General features: G+C 56.6%; 15 protein-coding genes and 1 pseudogene. 12 read left to right on the top strand and 4 right to left on the bottom strand.

Features of this window, described 5'->3' with window-relative positions:
- Positions 1-118 precede the first annotated feature (118 nt).
- From GOV89_RS01395 to GOV89_RS01375, 5 genes are all read left to right on the top strand, one after another.
- Positions 119-1,378 (top strand): hypothetical protein, encoded by a 1,260-nt coding sequence (locus GOV89_RS01395; protein WP_171237259.1) that lies wholly within the window; start codon positions 119-121, stop codon positions 1,376-1,378.
- Between the two features lie 81 nt (positions 1,379-1,459).
- The gene (gene gatB / locus GOV89_RS01390) at positions 1,460-2,971 is read left to right on the top strand and encodes an Asp-tRNA(Asn)/Glu-tRNA(Gln) amidotransferase subunit GatB (protein WP_171175256.1); all 1,512 of its coding nucleotides are present in this window, start codon (positions 1,460-1,462) and stop codon (positions 2,969-2,971) included.
- Between the two features lie 149 nt (positions 2,972-3,120).
- A complete protein-coding gene (gene pepT / locus GOV89_RS01385) occupies positions 3,121-4,377 on the top strand; it encodes a peptidase T (protein ID WP_171237258.1) in 1,257 nt (418 codons plus the stop codon).
- Positions 4,378-4,457: 80 nt separating this feature from the next.
- Positions 4,458-4,877 (top strand): DUF4177 domain-containing protein, encoded by a 420-nt coding sequence (locus tag GOV89_RS01380; protein WP_171235540.1) that lies wholly within the window; start codon positions 4,458-4,460, stop codon positions 4,875-4,877.
- Between the two features lie 327 nt (positions 4,878-5,204).
- Positions 5,205-6,281 (top strand): PLP-dependent cysteine synthase family protein, encoded by a 1,077-nt coding sequence (locus GOV89_RS01375; RefSeq protein ID WP_171175263.1) that lies wholly within the window; start codon positions 5,205-5,207, stop codon positions 6,279-6,281.
- Between the two features lie 12 nt (positions 6,282-6,293).
- On the opposite strand, the gene GOV89_RS01370 is transcribed toward GOV89_RS01375, so the two are convergent.
- Positions 6,294-6,548 carry a BolA family transcriptional regulator gene (locus GOV89_RS01370; RefSeq protein ID WP_171237257.1) on the bottom strand — a complete coding sequence of 85 codons (255 nt, stop codon included), beginning with the start codon at positions 6,546-6,548 and terminating at the stop codon, positions 6,294-6,296.
- Positions 6,549-6,656: 108 nt separating this feature from the next.
- Between GOV89_RS01370 and GOV89_RS01365 the strand changes: the two genes are divergently transcribed.
- Both GOV89_RS01365 and GOV89_RS01360 read left to right on the top strand, forming a co-directional pair.
- Positions 6,657-7,283: a J domain-containing protein gene (locus GOV89_RS01365; RefSeq protein WP_171175272.1), complete on the top strand. Its 627-nt coding sequence runs from the start codon at positions 6,657-6,659 to the stop codon at positions 7,281-7,283.
- Between the two features lie 137 nt (positions 7,284-7,420).
- The gene (locus GOV89_RS01360; protein WP_171175275.1) at positions 7,421-7,969 is read left to right on the top strand and encodes a hypothetical protein; all 549 of its coding nucleotides are present in this window, start codon (positions 7,421-7,423) and stop codon (positions 7,967-7,969) included.
- Positions 7,970-8,135: 166 nt separating this feature from the next.
- On the opposite strand, the pseudogene GOV89_RS01355 reads toward GOV89_RS01360, so the two are convergent.
- Positions 8,136-8,669, bottom strand: a pseudogene (locus GOV89_RS01355) (Hint domain-containing protein); the annotation flags it as partial.
- Positions 8,670-9,347: 678 nt separating this feature from the next.
- Here GOV89_RS01355 and cobS point away from each other — a divergent pair.
- From cobS to GOV89_RS01335, 4 genes are all read left to right on the top strand, one after another.
- Positions 9,348-10,334, top strand: coding sequence for a cobaltochelatase subunit CobS (gene cobS, locus GOV89_RS01350; RefSeq protein ID WP_171175278.1), 987 nt, complete (start codon positions 9,348-9,350; stop codon positions 10,332-10,334).
- A 123-nt stretch (positions 10,335-10,457) separates the two neighbouring features.
- Positions 10,458-12,335, top strand: coding sequence for a cobaltochelatase subunit CobT (cobT, locus tag GOV89_RS01345; protein WP_171237255.1), 1,878 nt, complete (start codon positions 10,458-10,460; stop codon positions 12,333-12,335).
- 137 nt (positions 12,336-12,472) lie between these two features.
- On the top strand, positions 12,473-14,263 hold the full coding sequence (locus GOV89_RS01340) for an aminopeptidase P family protein (protein ID WP_171237254.1): 1,791 nt from the start codon (positions 12,473-12,475) through the stop codon (positions 14,261-14,263).
- 63 nt (positions 14,264-14,326) lie between these two features.
- The gene (locus tag GOV89_RS01335) at positions 14,327-14,668 is read left to right on the top strand and encodes a DUF427 domain-containing protein (protein ID WP_171175282.1); all 342 of its coding nucleotides are present in this window, start codon (positions 14,327-14,329) and stop codon (positions 14,666-14,668) included.
- A 194-nt stretch (positions 14,669-14,862) separates the two neighbouring features.
- Here GOV89_RS01335 and GOV89_RS01330 read toward each other — a convergent pair whose 3' ends face one another.
- On the bottom strand, positions 14,863-16,104 hold the full coding sequence (locus tag GOV89_RS01330) for a TAXI family TRAP transporter solute-binding subunit (protein ID WP_171237253.1): 1,242 nt from the start codon (positions 16,102-16,104) through the stop codon (positions 14,863-14,865).
- Positions 16,105-16,490: 386 nt separating this feature from the next.
- Between GOV89_RS01330 and GOV89_RS01325 the strand changes: the two genes are divergently transcribed.
- A complete protein-coding gene (locus GOV89_RS01325) occupies positions 16,491-17,858 on the top strand; it encodes a DUF3179 domain-containing protein (protein WP_171237252.1) in 1,368 nt (455 codons plus the stop codon).
- A 3-nt stretch (positions 17,859-17,861) separates the two neighbouring features.
- Here GOV89_RS01325 and GOV89_RS01320 read toward each other — a convergent pair whose 3' ends face one another.
- Entirely contained in the window at positions 17,862-19,547 is a 1,686-nt protein-coding gene (locus GOV89_RS01320; RefSeq protein WP_171237251.1) for a chloride channel protein, read from the bottom strand.
- Between the last annotated feature and the right edge of the window lie 9 nt (positions 19,548-19,556).

Below are 19,556 nucleotides of genomic sequence, written 5' to 3'. Positions count from 1 at the left end.
CTTGATCGCCGGATTGGACACTAAAGTCGAAAACTGTTAAGCATTTAACTTGATCTGAGCCCAATATCTCGCCAGATTTATAAGCAGTTCAGTGTTTTTACAGTTTTCGAGTTTTGCCATGTTTCGGTCGTTTAGGGCATTGTTTGCCCAGAAATCAGCCTCATCTGCCCCAACCGCACCAGATTTGTGCGCAACGCAGTCTGCTTTGGCTGCTGCTTTGCCGGATCAAGGGCAACTCAACATTCCTGTTGCGCGAATAGGTGATGAAAACCTGATCGGACATTCCACAATCGAGCACGGCCGTCACCTTGCCAGACAAGATCGTTGGGAAGATCTTTCCAAGGAGATGCGCGCGGCGGATCAGGATCGTGCTGCGGTGTCGGACGGAATGCCGATTGCCGACCTTCTGGCATTTGGGGCCAGATCGGATGTGGTGCTGGCTGCGGAACATGCGCTGACGGATGGAAAGGCCATTTCGGACTATGACCTGTTGGGAGGTATATCTGAGCTTGAAGGCGAAATGGCAGACTTTCCCGATGATCCGATGATCGCTACTGTCGTGGCCCTTGCCCATATCGATCTGGCCTGGGCGTGGCGCGGAACCGCCTCGGACGCGGCACTGCCGCCGTTGCACCGATCGCGCTGTGCGGCGCATTTCGACCGGGCCGCGTCGATCTTGCCCAAATGCCGGGCTGATGCCCCGGACAGCCCGCTGATTGCTGCGGCAAGCTGCGCGCTTTTGGCCGGTCAGCGCAGATCCAATGCGCGTGTGTCAGACGAATACGAGCGTCTGATCACACTGGATCCGCGCAACCAACGGCACATGCGTGCCATGGGCAGCCATCTGTTGCCCCGGTGGTTCGGAAGCTACGAAGAGCTGGAATTGCAAGCGATGCGCACTGCGGCTCGGACCCAGGGCGTATGGGGTGCTGGCGGCTACACTTGGGTCCAATTCGACGCCATTGCATTGGATGAAGAAGCCTGTGCGCGTGTCGATACCGAGTATTTCCTGGACGGTTTGCGCGACATCGTGCGACTGCGGCCCGACCAGCAAATGATCAATATGCTCTCGGCCTATTGTGCAATCACCATCCAGAACGGACGAGGACTGAACGAACAAGCCGACCAGTTCCGCGCACAGATGCGCGAGACCGCCAACTGGTTGATCCGCGACCACTTGACCGAGTTGCATCCCATGATCTGGGCCCACGCGACCGCAGGGTTCAACAACTCTGTCCGCATCAACTCGCCCGAGCGGTTTGCCGCGCGGGGTCAGCGGGATGCATTGCGGGCAATCTCGGATCTGTTCCGGGACGAATTGCGTAGCGGTATGGATGTGACCTTCACACCAACGGGCCTACAGTTTTCCCAGAACTGAACGCGTCAGGATTCCCCCTTGCCCCTAGGCCCTGCCGGGCCTAATACGCAGGCTTAGACTTCTGCGGAAATGAGGCGCGCCATGCTCGATCTGACATACGAAATGCCCAAACCCAAGACCATTGCCGGGGCCAAGCACGACTGGGAACTGGTGATCGGGATGGAGGTGCACGCTCAGGTCTCGTCCAATGCCAAGCTGTTTTCTGGTGCGTCGACCCAATTCGGGGCCGAACCGAACTCGAACGTGGCCTTCGTCGACGCGGCGATGCCGGGAATGCTGCCTGTGATCAACGAATATTGCGTTGAACAGGCTGTGCGCACCGGGCTGGGCCTGAAGGCGGACATCAACTTGAAATCGGCGTTCGACCGCAAGAACTATTTCTACCCCGACCTACCGCAGGGCTATCAGATTTCGCAGCTGTACCACCCCATCGTGGGCGAAGGCGAAGTGCTGGTTGAGATGGGTGACGGCACCGCGCGCATGGTTCGCATCGAACGCATCCACATGGAGCAGGACGCGGGCAAATCAATCCACGACATGGACCCGCATATGTCCTTTGTTGACCTGAACCGGACCGGCGTTTGCCTGATGGAGATTGTCAGCCGCCCCGATATTCGCGGGCCGGAAGAGGCCGCCGCCTATATCGCCAAACTGCGCCAGATCATGCGTTACTTGGGCACCTGCGATGGCAACATGCAGAACGGCAACCTGCGCGCCGACGTGAACGTATCGATCTGTTTGCCGGGTGCCTATGAGAAGTATCAGGAAACGCAGGATTTCTCGCATCTTGGCACGCGGTGTGAGATCAAGAACATGAACTCGATGCGCTTTATCCAGCAAGCGATCGAGGTCGAAGCCCGCCGCCAGATCGCCATCGTCGAAGGGGGCGGTGAGGTCGAACAGGAAACCCGCCTGTATGACCCGGACAAGGGCGAGACCCGCTCGATGCGGTCCAAGGAAGAGGCGCACGATTATCGTTACTTCCCCGACCCTGATCTGCTGCCGCTGGAAATCGAACAAGCGTGGGTCGACGACATCGCCGCGAAGCTGCCCGAACTGCCCGACGAGAAGAAGGCACGTTTTATCAGCGAATTCGGCCTGACCGACTATGACGCATCGGTTCTGACCGCCGAAGTGGAATCGGCTGCGTATTTCGAAGAGGTCGCCAAGGGCCGTAACGGGAAACTGGCTGCGAACTGGGTCATCAACGAACTGTTCGGCCGGTTGAAAAAAGAAGACCACGACATCACCGACTCGCCGGTTTCTCCGGCGCAGTTGGGTGGGATCATCGATCTGATTTCGTCGGATGCCATTTCGGGCAAGATCGCCAAGGACCTTTTCGAGATCGTCTATACCGAAGGCGGTGATCCGGCGCAGATCGTCGAAGACCGCGGCATGAAGCAGGTGACCGATACCGGCGCCATCGAAGCTGCTCTGGATGAAATCATTGCCGCCAACCCGGCGCAGGTTGAAAAGGCCAAAGTGAACCCGAAGCTGGCGGGCTGGTTTGTCGGTCAGGTCATGAAGGCGACGGGAGGCAAGGCGAACCCGAAGGCCGTGAACGAACTGGTCAGCAAAAAGCTTGGGTCGTAACCCGTTTTATGTGTACAGGTCTGCCAGCGGCAACGCGTGGATTTGTACACATCGTATTCTCACGAAATCTTAAGACTGGGGGGGGCAAGCCATCGGCTTGACTTCCCCCTGTTCGCGCTCTTTCTTCGCCTCCAGAGAGGTTAGGTATCATGCAGAACAGATTTGATCAGGAACTCGAAGACCGGCTGGTGCGATACGCGGCCATTGACAGTCAGAGTGACGAGACTTCCCCTACAACCCCAAGCACGCAAATCCAGTTCGACATGCTGAACCTGTTGCGCGACGAGCTGGCCCAGATCGGCGCGCAGGATATCGAGATCACAGGCGATAGCGTGGTGGTTGCAACCATTCCCGGAAACGCTCAGGGGCCGACAGTGGGCTTTTTGGCGCATGTGGATACGGCCCCACAGTTCAACGCCACAGGCGTCAAGCCGCGTGTCATCAAGGGATACAATGGCGGTGACATCTCATTCCCCAACGATCCTGATCTGGTTCTGTCGCCGGAAGAAAACCCCTATCTGGCCGAGAAAATTGGGCATGACCTGATCACCGCTTCAGGCACGACCCTGCTGGGTGCGGATGACAAGGCGGGCGTGTCGATCCTGATGACCATGGCGCGGCACCTGATCGAAAACCCGGATATTCCGCACGGACCGATCCGCATCGCCTTTACCCCGGATGAAGAGATCGGGCGCGGTGTAACCGAACAGCTGCCCAAGGATCTGGGCGCGGATTTCGCCTATACTCTGGACGGTCAGGAAGTGGGTGAGATCGAATATGAAAGCTTCTCAGCCGACCGTGCGGTGATCAAGATCGAAGGCGTTTCGATCCATCCCGGTTTAGCGAAAGACAAAATGGTGAACGCTGCACATCTGGCTGCAAAGATCGTTCAAACGCTGCCTCAGGCCACCATGACCCCGGAAACCACCGATGGGCGCGAAGGGTTCATCCATGTCACCGACATGAATGGCGGCTCTTCCGAGATGGAGATCAAACTGATCCTGCGTGATTTCGAGCTGGACGCACTGGAAGCCCAGCGCAACATCGTGCGTCAGGTGTGTGCCGCCGTACAGGCCACCGAACCACGCGCGACCATCACCTGCGAGATCAGCCATCAGTATCGCAATATGCGCTATTGGCTGGAAAACGACATGACGCCAGTCGATCTGGCCCGGGATGCCTGTCGCGAGTTGGGGATCGAACCTCTGTCCGTCCCGATCCGTGGCGGCACCGACGGGTCGCGCCTGACCGAGTTCGGCACCCCCTGCCCCAATCTGTTCACTGGGATGCAGTGTATTCACGGGCCGATGGAATGGATTTCGGTGCAGGACATGGCGCTGGCGACCGAACTGTGCCTGTCGGTTGTGACGAAGGCAGCACAGACTGGTGGCAATCATCAGGGCTGAAATCCGCCGGTTGGGCAACGGCTCTTTCCCTCGGGGATCAGCGTGTTAGTTTATCGCGAACAGGTGTTTAGGAACAGTTGATGCAGCGCTACGAATACAAGGTGATCCCCGCCCCACAAAAAGGTGTCAAAGCCAAGGGCGTCAAAACGGCTGAGGGTCGCTTTGCGGTCTCGGTTGAACAGGTCCTGAACCAAATGGGTCAGGACGGCTGGGAATACCAACGCGCCGAATTGCTGCCCAGCGAGGAACGCGCGGGCCTGACCGGATCGACCACAAACTGGCGCAACGTGCTGGTGTTCCGGCGCGTGGTGGAAGAAGAAGTTGACGCACCTGAAATCGGCACAGCGCTAGATATGGACAGCACCCCGTTGGCCCAGCCAGTACCGGGCCCTGACGAGGTTCAAGCGCCGAAACCGATTGCGGCGGAAGCGGATGAACCGCCCTTGTCTTTGAAACGGTCTGATGAAACACCCGAGGCCGGTGAAATCTCAAAAACCTAATCTTTGTAGCAGGGATTGGTGTCTTTATCAGGACCCTTGACTGCCTGCTATATTGAGAAACCTCTAAGTCTTTTAAATTTACCACCCCTTCAATAAGGATTTTTTTTCGCAACCAGCGTCTAGATTTATCCCTTGATGGATCCAGCCCGCTTCGATCGCGAATGATCGGGACAGACGCTTTTCAACGCGTATTCTCGCCCGAAAAAGAACGGAAGTACCAAAAAATGGCAGCGACTTGAACACAAGCGGTAAACGCCATTTGAAAAAGGGATGCGCCCCCCCGAAAATCTATGGCATGTTAACTGAATAACCGGGAGGGACATCAAAATGGCTATTCGGCAAACGCAAGGGCGGGCACGCCTGTATGACAGCATTCTCGATACAGTAGGCGACACGCCTTGCATCCGGGTCAATCGGATCGTGCCAGAACATGTTACCGTCTATGTGAAGTTCGAAGCGTTCAATCCCGCCGGTTCGGTCAAGGACAGGCTGGCGCTGAATATCATCGAAGCAGCGGAACGCGACGGGCGATTGAAACCGGGTCAGACAGTTGTCGAGGCAACCTCGGGCAATACCGGCATCGGCCTTGCCATGGTTTGCGCGGCCAAGGGCTATCCGCTGGTTGTAACGATGGCAGAAAGTTTCTCGGTCGAGCGGCGCAAGCTGATGCGCTTTCTGGGGGCCAAGGTCGTTCTGACCCCCAAGGCGCAGAAAGGGTTTGGCATGTACACCAAGGCCAAGGAACTGGCCGAGGAAAACGGGTGGTTTCTGGCCAGCCAGTTCGAAACCTCTGCCAATGCCGATATCCATGAGAACACGACCGCGCGGGAAGTTCTTGCAGATTTCGAAGGGCAGCGACTGGACTACTGGGTGACCGGATACGGAACCGGCGGTACGGTTTCCGGTGTATCTCGCGTCCTGCGGAAAGAACGGCCGGAGACAAAGATCATCCTGACCGAACCAGCCAACGCCGCAATTGTGTCATCGGGGTACACCAACACCCGCAACGAGGATCATCAGCCGACCGAGAGCCACCCGAATTTCGAACCGCACCCGATTCAGGGATGGACGCCGGACTTCATTCCCTGGGTCCTGCAGGAAGCCATAGACAACGAATATTACGACGAACTGACCCCTGTGCCCGGACCCGAAGGGATCGCGTGGTCACGCCGACTTGCCTCGGAAGAAGGTATTTTTACCGGAATCTCGGGCGGGTCGACCTTTGCCGTCGCAATGAAGATGGCCGAATCCGCGCCAGAAGGATCCGTTTTTCTGGTCATGCTGCCGGACACTGGCGAGCGTTATTTGTCGACCCCTTTGTTCGAAGGCATCGAGGACGACATGACCGAAGAAGAATATGCGATTTCGGCATCAACGCCCTCGGCTCAGATGAGCGCAGACTGACGTTCTGCGCGTTCAAGTATCGATATCCAACGCCAGCGCGTGGATGCGTGGCACAATGTCACCCAACGCCTTGTGCACTGCGCGGTGACGGGCGACGCGGGATTGGCCTTCAAAAGCGGCGGCGCGGATGCGGACGTTGAAGTGGCTTTCACCACCATCCTGATAGCCCGCGTGGCCGCGATGGCTTTCGCTGTCGTCGATCACCTCAAGCTCGCGCGGGTCAAAGGCAGCTTGCAGGCAGGTTCGGATCTCGTCAGTCACGCTCATTTTTTCGCTCAGCGGTAAAAATTTTACCGCCCCCCTCTTCTACTTTCCGCTGCTTAGATTAAACTGCTGCCTCCGAGTCGAAAAGATGCGTTCGTGAGGATTGAGAGCATGGCGAAGTCAGACCCCTTCGGATTTGATATGTCCGTTTCCAGCGCCAAGAAAAAGAACCCGCGCGGGCGCCGGGGCATGTCAGGCGCGTCCGAGACGTCAGTCCGGATCTGTGATCATGAGGGCTGCAACGAGCCGGGCAAGTTCCGCGCACCCAAGGCACCGGATGTGCTGGATGATTTCTTCTGGTTCTGCCAGCAGCATGTGCGCGAATATAACCAAAAGTGGAACTTCTTCGACGGTACCACCGAGGCCGAACTGAACGCGCAGCGATCAAAGGACAAAGTCTGGGAACGTGAGACCAAGCCGATGGGCGACCCCGAGGCCCGTGCCTGGGCCCGTCTGGGCATTGAGGACCCGCATCAGGTGCTGGGCGCCAACAGCACGCAGAACAAAGGCCGCACTTCGGGTGGTGGTGGCCGGCGCCTGCCCCCCACCGAACGCCGTGCAATCGAGATTCTGGAAGCCAATGACAGCTGGTCCAAGGCAGAGGTGCGCAAGGCCTACAAGAAGTTGATCAAGGTTTTGCACCCGGACATGAATGGCGGTGATCGCTCGCAAGAAGAACAGCTGCAAGAGGTCGTCTGGGCCTGGGACCAGATCAAGGACAGCCGGAACTTCAAATAAATCTGCGACCCGACAGCTGTGGCTTTGTGTGTACACTGCCCGGCCCGATTGCGATCAAGCTCACTGGAAACCTTGTTCAATTCCCGCAATAGTGGTGGAGTTTGAACACGGGTATTAACGGAGCAGCCGCTGTGCGTATGCCATACCTCCTTTTGCTTTTTTCGCTGGGCGTTTATTTCGCGGCCCCGTTTCTTCCGCCTGAATTCGCGTTCGCCCGAGAACTGAGCCTGCTATTCATTGTCATCAGCCTGATTTGGGGGCTGCGCGCGTGGCTCAGGTGGCGCAAAGCAAACACATGGATCATCGTGGACGGGTCCAACGTGATCCATTGGAAAGAGGGTAAGCCGGATCTGGGCACATTGCGGCTGGTGCTGTCGGCGCTGAAGACGGCCGGGTTCAAACCGGGTGTCGTATTCGATGCAAATGTCGGCTATAAGCTCGACGGCGAATACATGAACGACCGGGCGCTGAGCCGCGCTTTGGGTCTGCGTACCAAGCAGGTCATGATCGCACCCAAAGGAACGCCGGCGGATCCTTTGATTTTACAAGCGTCGCGGGACAGCAAGGCACGCATTATCACAAATGACCGGTTTCGGGATTGGGTGGACGAGTTTCCGGATGTTTTGAAAGCGGATCGCCTCGTGAAAGGCGGCTTTCGTAACGATGAGCTTTGGTTTTCGCTATGAGTAGGTGACCGTCGTTTCAAAGCTAAAGTTTGCGCGCGGTGCTGTGACGTACTTTATGTGGCGCCCTCATTTCAAATTGATGGTAGTCGATCTAGAGAAGCAAACTTTGCACTAACTTGCTTGACCGCGGTGTAGATCAGTAAATGGCAGGGCTTTCTCCGCAAGCTTAACTTATTATTACAAGTGCTTCCCAACGCTTCAAGCAACTCAGGCGAGTTTGTGAGGGCACTGTCGAGCGATCACTTAATTCCGAAAATAGCGTTAGCAACTCTTTTACGTCTTCGCGGTGGAAGGATTTCAGCGCTATATCACCCAGAAATAAACTTTCAGTTGGCAAACCGTTGGACATCAGTATTGCGTGGCGACAGCAAGCAATGTGGTAGTACGTGACTGGCTCATTGAAATGAACCTGACGAATGGTTTTGTCGTTCACCAGATGGATTTCTGCGGCAAAGACTCTAGGCTCTCCGTACAGAAGTTCTGCGCGCCATCCTTCCAGAACAATTCTGTGTTGCGGAGATACGTACAAATCGCGGTGAGGAATGCCTTCTCCCAACGCTCCCTTTTGGATACAAACGGGGTGCAATTGAGGGTTGCGCCTCAAATCCTCCGCGCTCAGGGTCTTTTCTCCAATCCACTCAATGGGCAGCAGATCACCACTGGAAAGGCGCACTTTATCCCCAACTGACAGTTCCTCGACAGCGCAATACCCTTATTCGGTCGCTATCATAGTGCCCTTCACGAAACACGGCACAGTTCCAGCCGGAAGCGCACGGTCGCTATAAGAGAGTCGTTATTCCCATTACCAGGACCCGTAGACGCGAATATTTCGACGGTCAGCTGCGTGTTGGGAGGAATGACGACACCGGGGGTGAGGTCAACAGTTAAAACCCCGCTCGACGAAATCGAAACAGAATAATCTGAAGGGTTCAATCCCCCTGTCCCCGTAACAACAACATTCCATGAAGCTCCGGCCTTGGTCGCGGTGTATTGTTGCATAACCGAAGACGACCCAGTGGGGATTGCGATCGAAGAGGGGCCTAGAATTGTTAGCGCCATTGGAGCTTTTTTCCGTTAGCCAACACCGAGAGCCGATTATGCATCAACATATCGTCGATTTAACCCATTATATTTTATTATTGCAATGTTGATATGTTTGGTGGCTTTACGGCTGCGCGCCTCAAAGGTAAAACGTCCCTTTTTTTGGTTTGAGCCGTAAGTCACGAGCCTCGGCGCGCTATGCCGATAAGGCCAGTTTCAAAGAAACATCCCCTCAGCGTTTCCGCGCTGCCTCTTTCCCTTGCCCTTGCCCGCAATATGTTGCACCACACACGGGTTCAGACCCAGCAAGACGGGCCACAGGATAAGGACAAGACGAATGGCTGACGGATCGATCGACGTAAACGCGAAACCCACCGAAGATATCTCGGTCCGCGACGTATTCGGCATTGATACGGAAATGAAGGTCAAAGGCTTTGCCGAGGCCACAGACCGCGTCCCGGCCATCGACCCTACCTATAAGTTTGATCCTGAAACGACCTTGGCGATCTTGGCGGGCTTTTCCCACAACCGTCGTGTAATGATCCAGGGCTATCACGGCACTGGCAAATCGACCCATATCGAACAGGTTGCAGCGCGTTTGAACTGGCCTGCTGTTCGTGTGAACCTGGATAGCCATATCAGCCGGATCGACCTAATCGGCAAAGACGCAATCAAGCTGCGTGACGGCAAGCAGGTGACTGAGTTCCATGAAGGTATCCTGCCCTGGGCGCTGCGTAATCCCGTCGCCATCGTATTCGACGAATATGATGCGGGTCGCGCAGACGTGATGTTCGTGATCCAGCGTGTTCTGGAGCATGACGGCAAACTGACCTTGCTGGACCAGAACGAGATCATCACGCCAAACCCGAACTTCCGCCTGTTTGCCACCGCCAACACCGTTGGTCTGGGCGATACTACGGGCCTCTATCACGGCACACAGCAGATCAACCAAGCCCAGATGGACCGTTGGTCACTGGTCTCGACACTGAACTACCTCAGCCACGATGCCGAAACGATGATCGTGCTGTCAAAAGCGCCGCACTATAACACGGCTGAAGGTCGCAAAACCGTTAGTCAGATGGTCACTGTGGCCGACCTGACCCGGACTGCGTTTATGAATGGCGATCTGTCGACCGTCATGAGCCCCCGTACGGTAATCAACTGGGCACAGAACGCCGAGATTTTCCGCGATGTCGGCTATGCTTTCCGCCTGTCCTTCCTGAACAAGTGTGACGAGCTGGAGCGTCAGACCGTAGCCGAGTTCTATCAGCGCTGCTTCGACGAAGAGCTGCCGGAAAGCGCGGCAAGCGTAAGCTTGGGGTAATCCGCTGGAGTTCGCCCGTTAACGGGCGCAATGCCTCCGGCGGAGGTATTTTTAGCCAGATGAAGGCGGATCCGGTTTCTCTGTCGGTAGAAATCGGATCTGCAATGTGAAAGGCTTGGGGACATGGCACAGAAGAACGACAACCCTGCTGATCCGTTCAAGAAGGCTTTGGCCGAGGCAACCAAGGTCATGGCCGATGACCCCGAGCTGTCCGTAACCTATACGGTTGATCCTTCGGGCATGTCCGGCGAGGCGATGCGTTTGCCTCAGGTTTCGCGCCGGATGACGCGCGAAGAGGTGCTTCTGGCACGCGGCACAGCCGACGCTCTGGCCTTGCAGCGCAAATATCACGACGATGCCACTCATGCGCGCTATGCGCCTCCGGGGGATATGGCGCGTAACCTCTATGAGGCGATGGAGACCGCCCGCTGCGAAGCGATGGGCGCACGGGATATGCCCGGCACCGCCAGCAATATTGACGTCAAGATCGGACATGAGGCGATCCGGCGCGGCTATGACCAATGCAAGCAGCCTGCCGATGCACCTCTGGCTGTGGCAGCAGGCTATCTGATCCGGCACTTGGCCACCGGGCGCGATCTGCCGCCTGCGGCCGAGAACATCATGAACCTTTGGCGCGGTTTCATCGAGGAACAGGCCGGAGGCACGTTGGAGAATCTGGACGAGATTCTTTCGGACCAAGCCGAGTTTGCCAAATTTGCCCGTCAGGTGATCAAGGATCTGGGCTATGGCGATCAGCTTGGGGATGACCCCGATGAGCTGGATGAAGAACAGGAAGATCAGGCCGAGGAAGACGCCGAGGAACAGCCCGATCCCGACAGTACCGGTCAGGATGACCAGGACGAGCAGGACGCCGATGCGACCCCTGAGCAAAGCCAGGAAGAGCAGCAGGATCAATCTCAGGCTCAGGTCTCGATGGACGAGATGGCCGAGGATGAGTTGGGCGATGAGGCGGAGATGCCTGAAGGGGAAGCGCCGCTGGAGCCGCCTGCACCGCCTCCTGCATCTGAAGCTGACCCGGATTACCGCGTATATCTGGACACTCATGATGAAGAGATCGCAGCCGAGGATCTGGCAGAACCAGCGGAATTGGAACGGTTGCGGGCCTATCTGGATCAGCAGCTCGAACCTTTGAAAGGGGCGGTTTCACGTCTGGCTAACAAACTGCAGCGCCGCCTTCAGGCACAACAGAACCGATCTTGGGAGTTCGACCGCGAAGAAGGCATTCTGGATGCCGGTCGCCTGGCGCGTGTTGTGGCGAACCCGACCACGCCGCTGAGTTTCAAGGTCGAGAAAGATACCGAATTCCGTGACACCGTGGTGACGCTGCTGTTGGACAACTCGGGATCAATGCGCGGGCGTCCTATTTCCATAGCGGCAATCTGCGCGGATGTACTGGCGCGGACGCTGGAGCGCTGCAACGTAAAAGTCGAGATTCTGGGCTTTACCACGCGGGCGTGGAAAGGTGGTCAGGCGCGTGAAGCGTGGTTGAACGATGGTCGACCGCAGCAACCCGGACGCCTGAATGACCTTCGACACATCATCTACAAGGGCGCGGATGCGCCCTGGCGGCGCGCACGACCAAATCTGGGCCTGATGATGAAAGAGGGGCTTCTGAAGGAAAACATCGATGGTGAGGCCTTGGAATGGGCGCATCGTAGGATGCTGGCGCGGCGCGAGGCGCGCAAGATCCTTATGGTCATTTCGGATGGTGCTCCGGTCGATGATTCCACGCTGAGCGTGAATCCGGCCAACTATCTTGAAAAGCATCTGCGCGACGTGATCGCCATGGTCGAAAAGCGCAAGATGGTCGAGCTGTTGGCAATCGGGATCGGTCATGACGTGACCCGCTATTATGACCGCGCCGTGACAATCACCGATGTGGAGCAGTTGGCAGGTGCGATGACCGAACAACTGGCGGCCCTGTTCGACAGTGATCCGCGTGCACGGGCGCGTGTGATGGGGATGCGAAAGGCCAGCTGAGGCTGGCTTTGCCTCCGGCGGGCGTGTTTTTCCAAAAGATGAAGCGCCAATGGGCCATCAGGTACCGGGACGCTGATCTGGACATTTTTCCAATTGCCCCTCAGGGTCTGCCGGAAACGCAGCGAATGAGGCCCTTCATGTTCCAATCCTTTCAAGTGACTGCTCGCCCGGAACAGGGCCCTCCGCGACTTGCAGCTCTGCGGGATGAGATCGCACAGACAGGTTTGGACGGGTTTCTTATCCCGCGCGCGGACGCACATCAGGGGGAGTACGTAGCGCCACATGATGAACGTTTGGCTTGGTTGACAGGCTTTACGGGCTCGGCCGGTTTTTGCGTCGCCCTGCGCGATGTCGCGGGAGTGTTTATTGACGGTCGGTATCGTACACAGGTCAAGGCGCAAGTGGCCGAGGATTTCACGCCGGTGCCCTGGCCCGAGATCAGTCTGAGCACTTGGTTGAAAGAGCAACTGCCAGATGGCGGCAAAGTTGGGTTTGACCCCTGGCTGCACGCGGTAGGGCAGATTTCTAGCACGATGCGCGAATTAGACGGCACAGGTATCGAACTGGTACGGTGTGACAACCTTGTGGACCGGATCTGGGCAGATCAGCCCACCCCGCCGATGAACCCTGTCAAGTTGCATCCGATTGAGTTCGCCGGGGAATCGGCCGACAGCAAGATTTCTCGTCTGGCCGCGGGGTTGCATCGGGACGGGAGCCTAGCGTCAGTGACCACTCTGCCAGACTCGATCATGTGGCTGCTGAACATTCGCGGGTCGGACATTGCCTATAACCCCGTGGCCCATGGGTTTGCTGTGCTGCACGCAGTTGGCAGGGTTGATCTGTTCATGGCAGAGGAAAAGCTGGCGGAGGTTCGCGATCACCTGGGATCAAACGTCGCTATCCATGACCCGCGCACCTTCCTGAATGCTGTAGCGGCATTGAAAGGACCGGTGCAGGTGGATGACGCCACGCTGCCTCAGATCGTGGCGGATGCGTTGGGCGACGCCATGACAGAGGTTGGCGATCCTTGCGCCCTGCCCAAGGCTTGCAAAAACCCTGCCGAAATCGCTGGCAGCGCCGAGGCGCATTTGCGCGATGCAGTGGCTGTGATTGAGACCTTGTGCTGGTTGGACGGACAGACCCTTGGCAGCGTGACTGAAACGCAAGTGGTCACGCGTCTGGAAGAGAACCGGCGCAAGGACAATGCGCTTCAGGATATCTCGTTCGACACCATCGCAGGGACCGGGCCGAACGGTGCGATCATGCATTACCGTGTGACCGAAGAAACTGATAGCCGTTTGGAAAACGGTCATATTCTGGTGTTGGACAGCGGCGGGCAATATCTTGACGGCACCACCGATATCACGCGAACCATTGCCATCGGTAACGTCGGCGCAGACGAGAAAATCTGTTTCACACGTGTGCTGAAAGGCATGATCGCCATGTCGATGCTGCGCTGGCCCGCCGGTCTTGCGGGCCGGGACATAGAATGCGTGGCCCGCACACCGCTATGGACTGCGGGTCAAGACTTCAATCATGGGGTTGGCCATGGGGTTGGTGCGTATCTGAGTGTCCACGAGGGACCCCAACGCCTTTCAAAAGTAAGCCATGTACCGCTCAAGCCCGGTATGATCCTATCGAACGAGCCCGGATACTATCGCGAAGGTGCCTTTGGCATCCGCATTGAAAACCTTGTCGTGGTAGAAGAGGCACCAGCCCTGCCCGGCAGCGACGCAGAGCGCGCAATGCTGAACTGGCGCACCCTGACCTTTGTGCCGATTGACCGCAGGTTGATCCTGGTGGATATGTTGACGCCTGATGAGCGCGACTGGCTGAATGCCTATCACCGCGACGTGGCGGAAAAGATCCGCCCAAGGCTGGGACATGACGCGCAACTGTGGTTGGATGCCGCAACAGCACCGGTTTGACACAGGACTGTTACGTAGAACGGGCAGAGGAGAGGCCCAAATACGACGAGGGAAGGAATAGGAATGACTAAGATCACGATCCAAAAAGCACCGGGCAAATGGAGCGTCCGCTCGGGCGGTGCGATTCTGGGCGAGACGAATAACGCTCTGGAACTGCACGAAGGCGACAAGGATCCGGTGATTTACTTCCCGCGTGGCGATATCGCGATGGCGTTCTTGGATAAGACCGACAAGGTGACCCATTGCCCCCTCAAGGGCGACGCGACGCATTTCTCAATCGTCAACAAGTCATCTGTGACTGAAAACGCGGTCTGGAGCTATGAGGACCCGATCCCGGACGTGGCCGAAATCAAGGGCCATTTGGCGTTTTATCCGGTCGATTCCGTGAAGGTTGAACAGATTTAGAAGAGCCCGCTGAGCGTTGCGAGGTGCCAGCGGTCGAATGCTGGCTTTAGGGATGACTTCGGCGGGAGACTAGCTGACTCTGAACAGATTCTGGCATCCGGAAAGCAGACTATATCACGCAAAATCAACCGACGATACTTTCAGAATCCTTTGTTAACGCCGAGAAATCTGAACCTGTGCGACAAATCAAACGATCAAGGGCTTTCGCTTCGCGCGACCGGATCGGATTCTTGTTCAGCAGCGCTGCGGCGCGTGATCTCTTGTCGAATTAAGCCTATATGCAGTCGCGCGTCATACGCACCTTGACGGTAAGCAAGCGGCAAGTTGAGATTGGCAATGTTTGCATCCAGTTCCTCGATACTTTTCGCCACCGCGTCTAAATCGCTTTGCGTCCGGGCTTGTGCCAATTCTTCTTCCAGCGCTGCAATCCGCTGATAAAACCGCCAGACACGACGTTTCTGAAACCACACATATCCAGATGGAACGATCCGCAAAAGCGGTGCAAGGAAAAGCAAGGGCAATAGTAATAGAAGAACACGGCCAAACTGAGCAGCAATCCAATAGGGTAAAACGGCATGCAAAAAATTTGGGCCGGTATTTATCAATTCTTCAGCAACTTTGTTTAACGGAGCGGGCGGAGACTCGGTTTTTGGGTATTCGCTTGCACCTTGCAGAATGCCGGGTTGACCATGGATGATCTTTGCAGCAGCAACCAAACGATCTGCAACTGCCGGATGCAGATCAAGGCCGCCAATCATTGACGCTCTCAATGCCAAAATCTTTACGTCTTCTGGGGGTCTTGGCGGGTCAAGGGTGATCGACCCGGCAGGCACGGTCACCGAACTTGCCCCTTCTAGCTTCAGTGCAAGCGCATCGACTAAAGTCATAGGGACGAATTCTATATTGGGGTCAAAAATCGCGTCCATGAGATAAGGCGCATCAAGAGGCGCGACAAACAATGCGGCATCGGCTTTGCCGGTGTAGAGCGCATCGATGGCATCCAAGCCACCTGCATCCACTAGCGTGATGCCGGTATCTTTATGCCCCGCCGCTTCTATCAGGGCGATCGCAGCCGCACGGGTTCCGGACCCCTCTGTGCCTGCTGCAAGTCGGATGCCGTCCCATTCCCCTGCATTGCCGCCAATTGGGCCGGGTTTTCCTTGAAACACCACCATTGGTTCAAGAAAAATGGCACCCAATGATTGCAAGCCGCTTTCCTGAGGAAGATCCAGACCACCTTGAACAAACGCGACGTCGACTTCACCGGAAACAAGTTTTTCGATGTTTTCTACAGAACCTGCGGTCTCAACCAAATCGATTTGAATGTCGTCGCGTGCAAGTTCTGCTTTGTATAGTTGCCCAATCTGCCAATAGCCCCCTCCGTTAACTCCGGCCGCAAGCCTAATGCTACTGGGTGGTTTCAATCCAAGAATCAAAAACGCAATCAACCCAACAAACAGAATGGGAAGAAGAACAAAGATGAGTACGCGCATGAATTCTCACACTCAGATGATCCGAACTGCTCCTTAAACCTCGCTTGTCCGCATTCTCCGCGTCAACGAAAATCAATCTAACTGAGCAGCGAATGACACGTTGGCCCCAAAGCCTGACGGCTATTTGGCTAAATACAAAACAGCACCTGTTGTTGCACTAAAGCCAATTTGCCCGGTGGCTTAATATGAAAAAACTCATCAATCAAAGAAGATGGTACCAGCTTGAACTTAGCCAGGAGGCTTGCAACTGGATCCACCTCACACATCTGTGGAATGCATGTGAGCTGCAGAACGGGCACACTGGCCACCGGATATCGCCGGAGGCTTTCATGTCGATTTCACGTCGCAGTTTTGCAGGGATGATCGGGGCTGGTGCGTTCGCCCCCATTGCAGTGTGGGCGCAAGAGGATCCTGTGCTTGAGGCATTGCGCAGCACACTAGATGGGCGCCGCACCTCGTTTGAGGCGCAGATGGCTTACCTCAGGGATCGCGGCCAACTGGACGTTGTTCCTGGGTTGTTGACCGCGATGCGCTATGCAGATCGACGACGGGACGAGATTGTCGAGGTGATAGAGGCCCTGACCGGGCAGCGATATGGGAATGACTGGTTCGAGTGGATGCTGTGGCAAGAACGAAACCCGCAGATTGTCCCCCACCCTTCGCTGATCCCATTCAAACGCGAGGTTCTGCTGCGGATCGATCCGAATTTCGATGTGTTCCTACAGCCAGAATACCTGCAACGCGACCGGATGAAGATTCGGTTGGAAGAAATCGCATGGGGCGGGGTGCATAAGGATGGCATCCCATCTTTGGACAACCCTACCCTGATCTCGCCATCGAATGCCGGTTATCTGAAGGGCGACGATCTTGTGTTTGGCGTGGCCATCAACGGAGATGAACGCGCCTATCCGTTGCGGATCATGGGCTGGCACGAGATGTTTAACGAAGTGATCGGTGGCGTACCCGTAGCGCTGGCATATTGCACGCTCTGCGGGTCCGGCATTCTTTTGGAAACGCAAGTGGCGGGATGGCGAAAGCCGTTCATTTTCGGTTCGTCAGGGTTCCTCTATCGGTCGAACAAGCTGATGTTTGACCGCGAGACACATTCGCTGTGGAACCAATATACCGGCAAACCTGTTGTGGGTTCCTTGGTAAATAGCGGGATCACATTGAAACAGCGCCCGGTTGTGATCACTACGTGGGACAGCTGGAAGACCTCGCACCCTAAAACGCGCGTGCTGTCGCTGAACACCGGGCATCGGCGCAACTATGGGTCGGGCGTTGTCTATCGAGACTACTTCGCCTCAAGCGAGTTGATGTTCCCGGCTGTGGTGGACCAGTCCAGACATCGGCAAAAGGACTACATTTTTGCCGTCCGTCAGTTCGGGGCAGCGCGGGCCTGGCCGCTGAGTGCGTTCAAGAGCAAACCGGTGATCAACGACGCCATCGCCCAAACGCCGCTGGTTCTGATCGGAGATCCAAAGGAACGCAGCGTGCGCGCCTATGAGCGAAAAAGCCATTCATTCAAAGCTACACAAAGCGGTTTGCAGGATAGCGCAGGACAAAGTTGGACCGTGACTGAAGACGCGTTGATCGGACCAGATGGCACGCGCCTGGCTCGTGTTGCAGGTCATATCTCGTACTGGTTTGCATGGGACAACTACCTAGGCGATGCTGCCAGTATTTATGGTGGGTAACGCCTAGGAGTGCTCCTCGGCGGCCGTGGCGGCAAGCGCTCTGTTATACGCCTTGAGCGCGTCAACGTGATACAGCGCCCCGACGGGTGTTTCAGTGCCATCGTCCTCCAGAACAATGACTGGAATGCAGGGGATGTCGTCGCGATCGAAGTAAGGCATTGCGGCTTCCAGCGTCGCGCTTGCCTGAACGCACAAGCCTTGTTCAATCAGCCCTTGGGCCTCTTCCTTGGTGATCGAGCGCGTGTCGCCGATGGGGCGCATCACGACCCCGGCGCGTAACATTGCCAAAAGATACGCCTGCGGTCCGGCGGCAAGGTGGACATCACGGCGCTCTAACTGTGTAAGGAAGAAAGACCGGTCCACCAGACGCGAGGCCAATGCCGTGGACATGGACACAGTTACCATAACTGCAAGACCAATCTGCCAGTCCCCGGTCAGTTCAAAGACGATCAAGGTGGTCGAGATCGGCGCGCCCAATACCGCCGCGGCCACGGCCCCCATTCCCGCAAAGGCATAAAGCGTGTGTGTACCGGACACATCCGGCAGCAACCCGGTGGCAATCAGACCAAAAGCCAGCCCGGTCAGCGCCCCAATCATCAACGAAGGTGAGAACACGCCCCCACCCATACGACCACCCATCGTGATCGCGACGGCCACCGTTTTCAGGACGGCGAACAGGATCGCGGTGGTCAGAACCAAATCACCAGTCAGCGCGCGGATCGTGGTTTCGTACCCCACGCCGATGATGTGCGGAAACCAAATCGCCAAAAGACCCAGCATCGCACCAGATACTGCTGGGCGCAGCCAACCGGGAATGGAAAGACGGTTCTGAATATGGCCGCCGATATCCTCGGCAAAAAAGATCGACCGCATCAGCAACAATGCGACAAAGCCGCAGATAAGGCCCAGGATCAGGAAAGCCGGAAGCTCGACATAAAATTGCAGCGACCCCGGCGTATCCAGAGTGAACTCTGTAACATCGCCATATTCCAACCGGTTGATCACAGTCCCCGCGACCGAGGCGATGACGATCGGAGCAAACGCGTGCACGGCGAAATGGCGCAACACAACCTCAAGCGCGAACAAAGCACCGGCGATGGGGGCGTTAAAGCTGGCTGAAACAGCGGCGGCAACGGCACAGCCCAACAGGTCGCGACCCGTGATCCCATCGGCGTGGATGCGATTGCTGACCCATGTGGAAATCACCCCGGCCATATGCACCACCGGACCTTCGCGGCCCGTTGATCCGCCCGAGCTGAGCGTGATCAGCGACGCGAAGAACGAGGCGATGCCCGCCTTGACCTCGACCCGTCCGTCGGTGACCGCAGAGCCTTCGATCACATCGGCCACCGACCTTACACGCCCGTCATTGGTGAACCGGTTCAGGATAACACCCACAACCAGACCACCGATGATGGGAATAATCAGAACCATGAACCACGGAAGTTTCTCGGCATGACTGTGCAGCAGCAGAATGTCATCGGTGTCATAGAGGTAAGCCTGCAAAGCCCGGATGGCTTTACGGAAGCCAAGCGCCATGAACCCTGCCGCGATACCGATGGCCAGTGCGATGAACCAAAACTGGATCTGGCTTGGCCCCCGGCGCAGCATCACCCGCCACGCATCCTTGATCGCGGCCAGAGCCTGATTGAACTGGTTGCGCAGAACGGTGCGGGTCGATTGGGTCATTGGCCCTCG

This window comes from Ruegeria sp. HKCCA5763 (genome assembly GCF_013034545.1).
GTDB lineage: Bacteria > Pseudomonadota > Alphaproteobacteria > Rhodobacterales > Rhodobacteraceae > Ruegeria.
Note: the sequence above shows the minus strand (reverse complement) of the source record. Positions and strands in the feature narration are given on the sequence as shown.

Bases quoted from the DNA above. Each gene is read 5' to 3' on its own strand.
- GOV89_RS01395 (WP_171237259.1), top strand. From the start codon at position 119: ATGTTTCGGTCGTTTAGGGCATTGTTTGCCCAGAAATCAGCCTCATCT.
- gatB (WP_171175256.1), top strand. From the start codon at position 1,460: ATGCTCGATCTGACATACGAAATGCCCAAACCCAAGACCATTGCCGGG.
- pepT (WP_171237258.1), top strand. From the start codon at position 3,121: ATGCAGAACAGATTTGATCAGGAACTCGAAGACCGGCTGGTGCGATAC.
- GOV89_RS01380 (WP_171235540.1), top strand. From the start codon at position 4,458: ATGCAGCGCTACGAATACAAGGTGATCCCCGCCCCACAAAAAGGTGTC.
- GOV89_RS01375 (WP_171175263.1), top strand. From the start codon at position 5,205: ATGGCTATTCGGCAAACGCAAGGGCGGGCACGCCTGTATGACAGCATT.
- GOV89_RS01370 (WP_171237257.1), bottom strand. From the start codon at position 6,548: ATGAGCGTGACTGACGAGATCCGAACCTGCCTGCAAGCTGCCTTTGAC.
- GOV89_RS01365 (WP_171175272.1), top strand. From the start codon at position 6,657: ATGGCGAAGTCAGACCCCTTCGGATTTGATATGTCCGTTTCCAGCGCC.
- GOV89_RS01360 (WP_171175275.1), top strand. From the start codon at position 7,421: ATGCCATACCTCCTTTTGCTTTTTTCGCTGGGCGTTTATTTCGCGGCC.
- cobS (WP_171175278.1), top strand. From the start codon at position 9,348: ATGGCTGACGGATCGATCGACGTAAACGCGAAACCCACCGAAGATATC.
- cobT (WP_171237255.1), top strand. From the start codon at position 10,458: ATGGCACAGAAGAACGACAACCCTGCTGATCCGTTCAAGAAGGCTTTG.
- GOV89_RS01340 (WP_171237254.1), top strand. From the start codon at position 12,473: ATGTTCCAATCCTTTCAAGTGACTGCTCGCCCGGAACAGGGCCCTCCG.
- GOV89_RS01335 (WP_171175282.1), top strand. From the start codon at position 14,327: ATGACTAAGATCACGATCCAAAAAGCACCGGGCAAATGGAGCGTCCGC.
- GOV89_RS01325 (WP_171237252.1), top strand. From the start codon at position 16,491: ATGTCGATTTCACGTCGCAGTTTTGCAGGGATGATCGGGGCTGGTGCG.
- GOV89_RS01320 (WP_171237251.1), bottom strand. From the start codon at position 19,547: ATGACCCAATCGACCCGCACCGTTCTGCGCAACCAGTTCAATCAGGCT.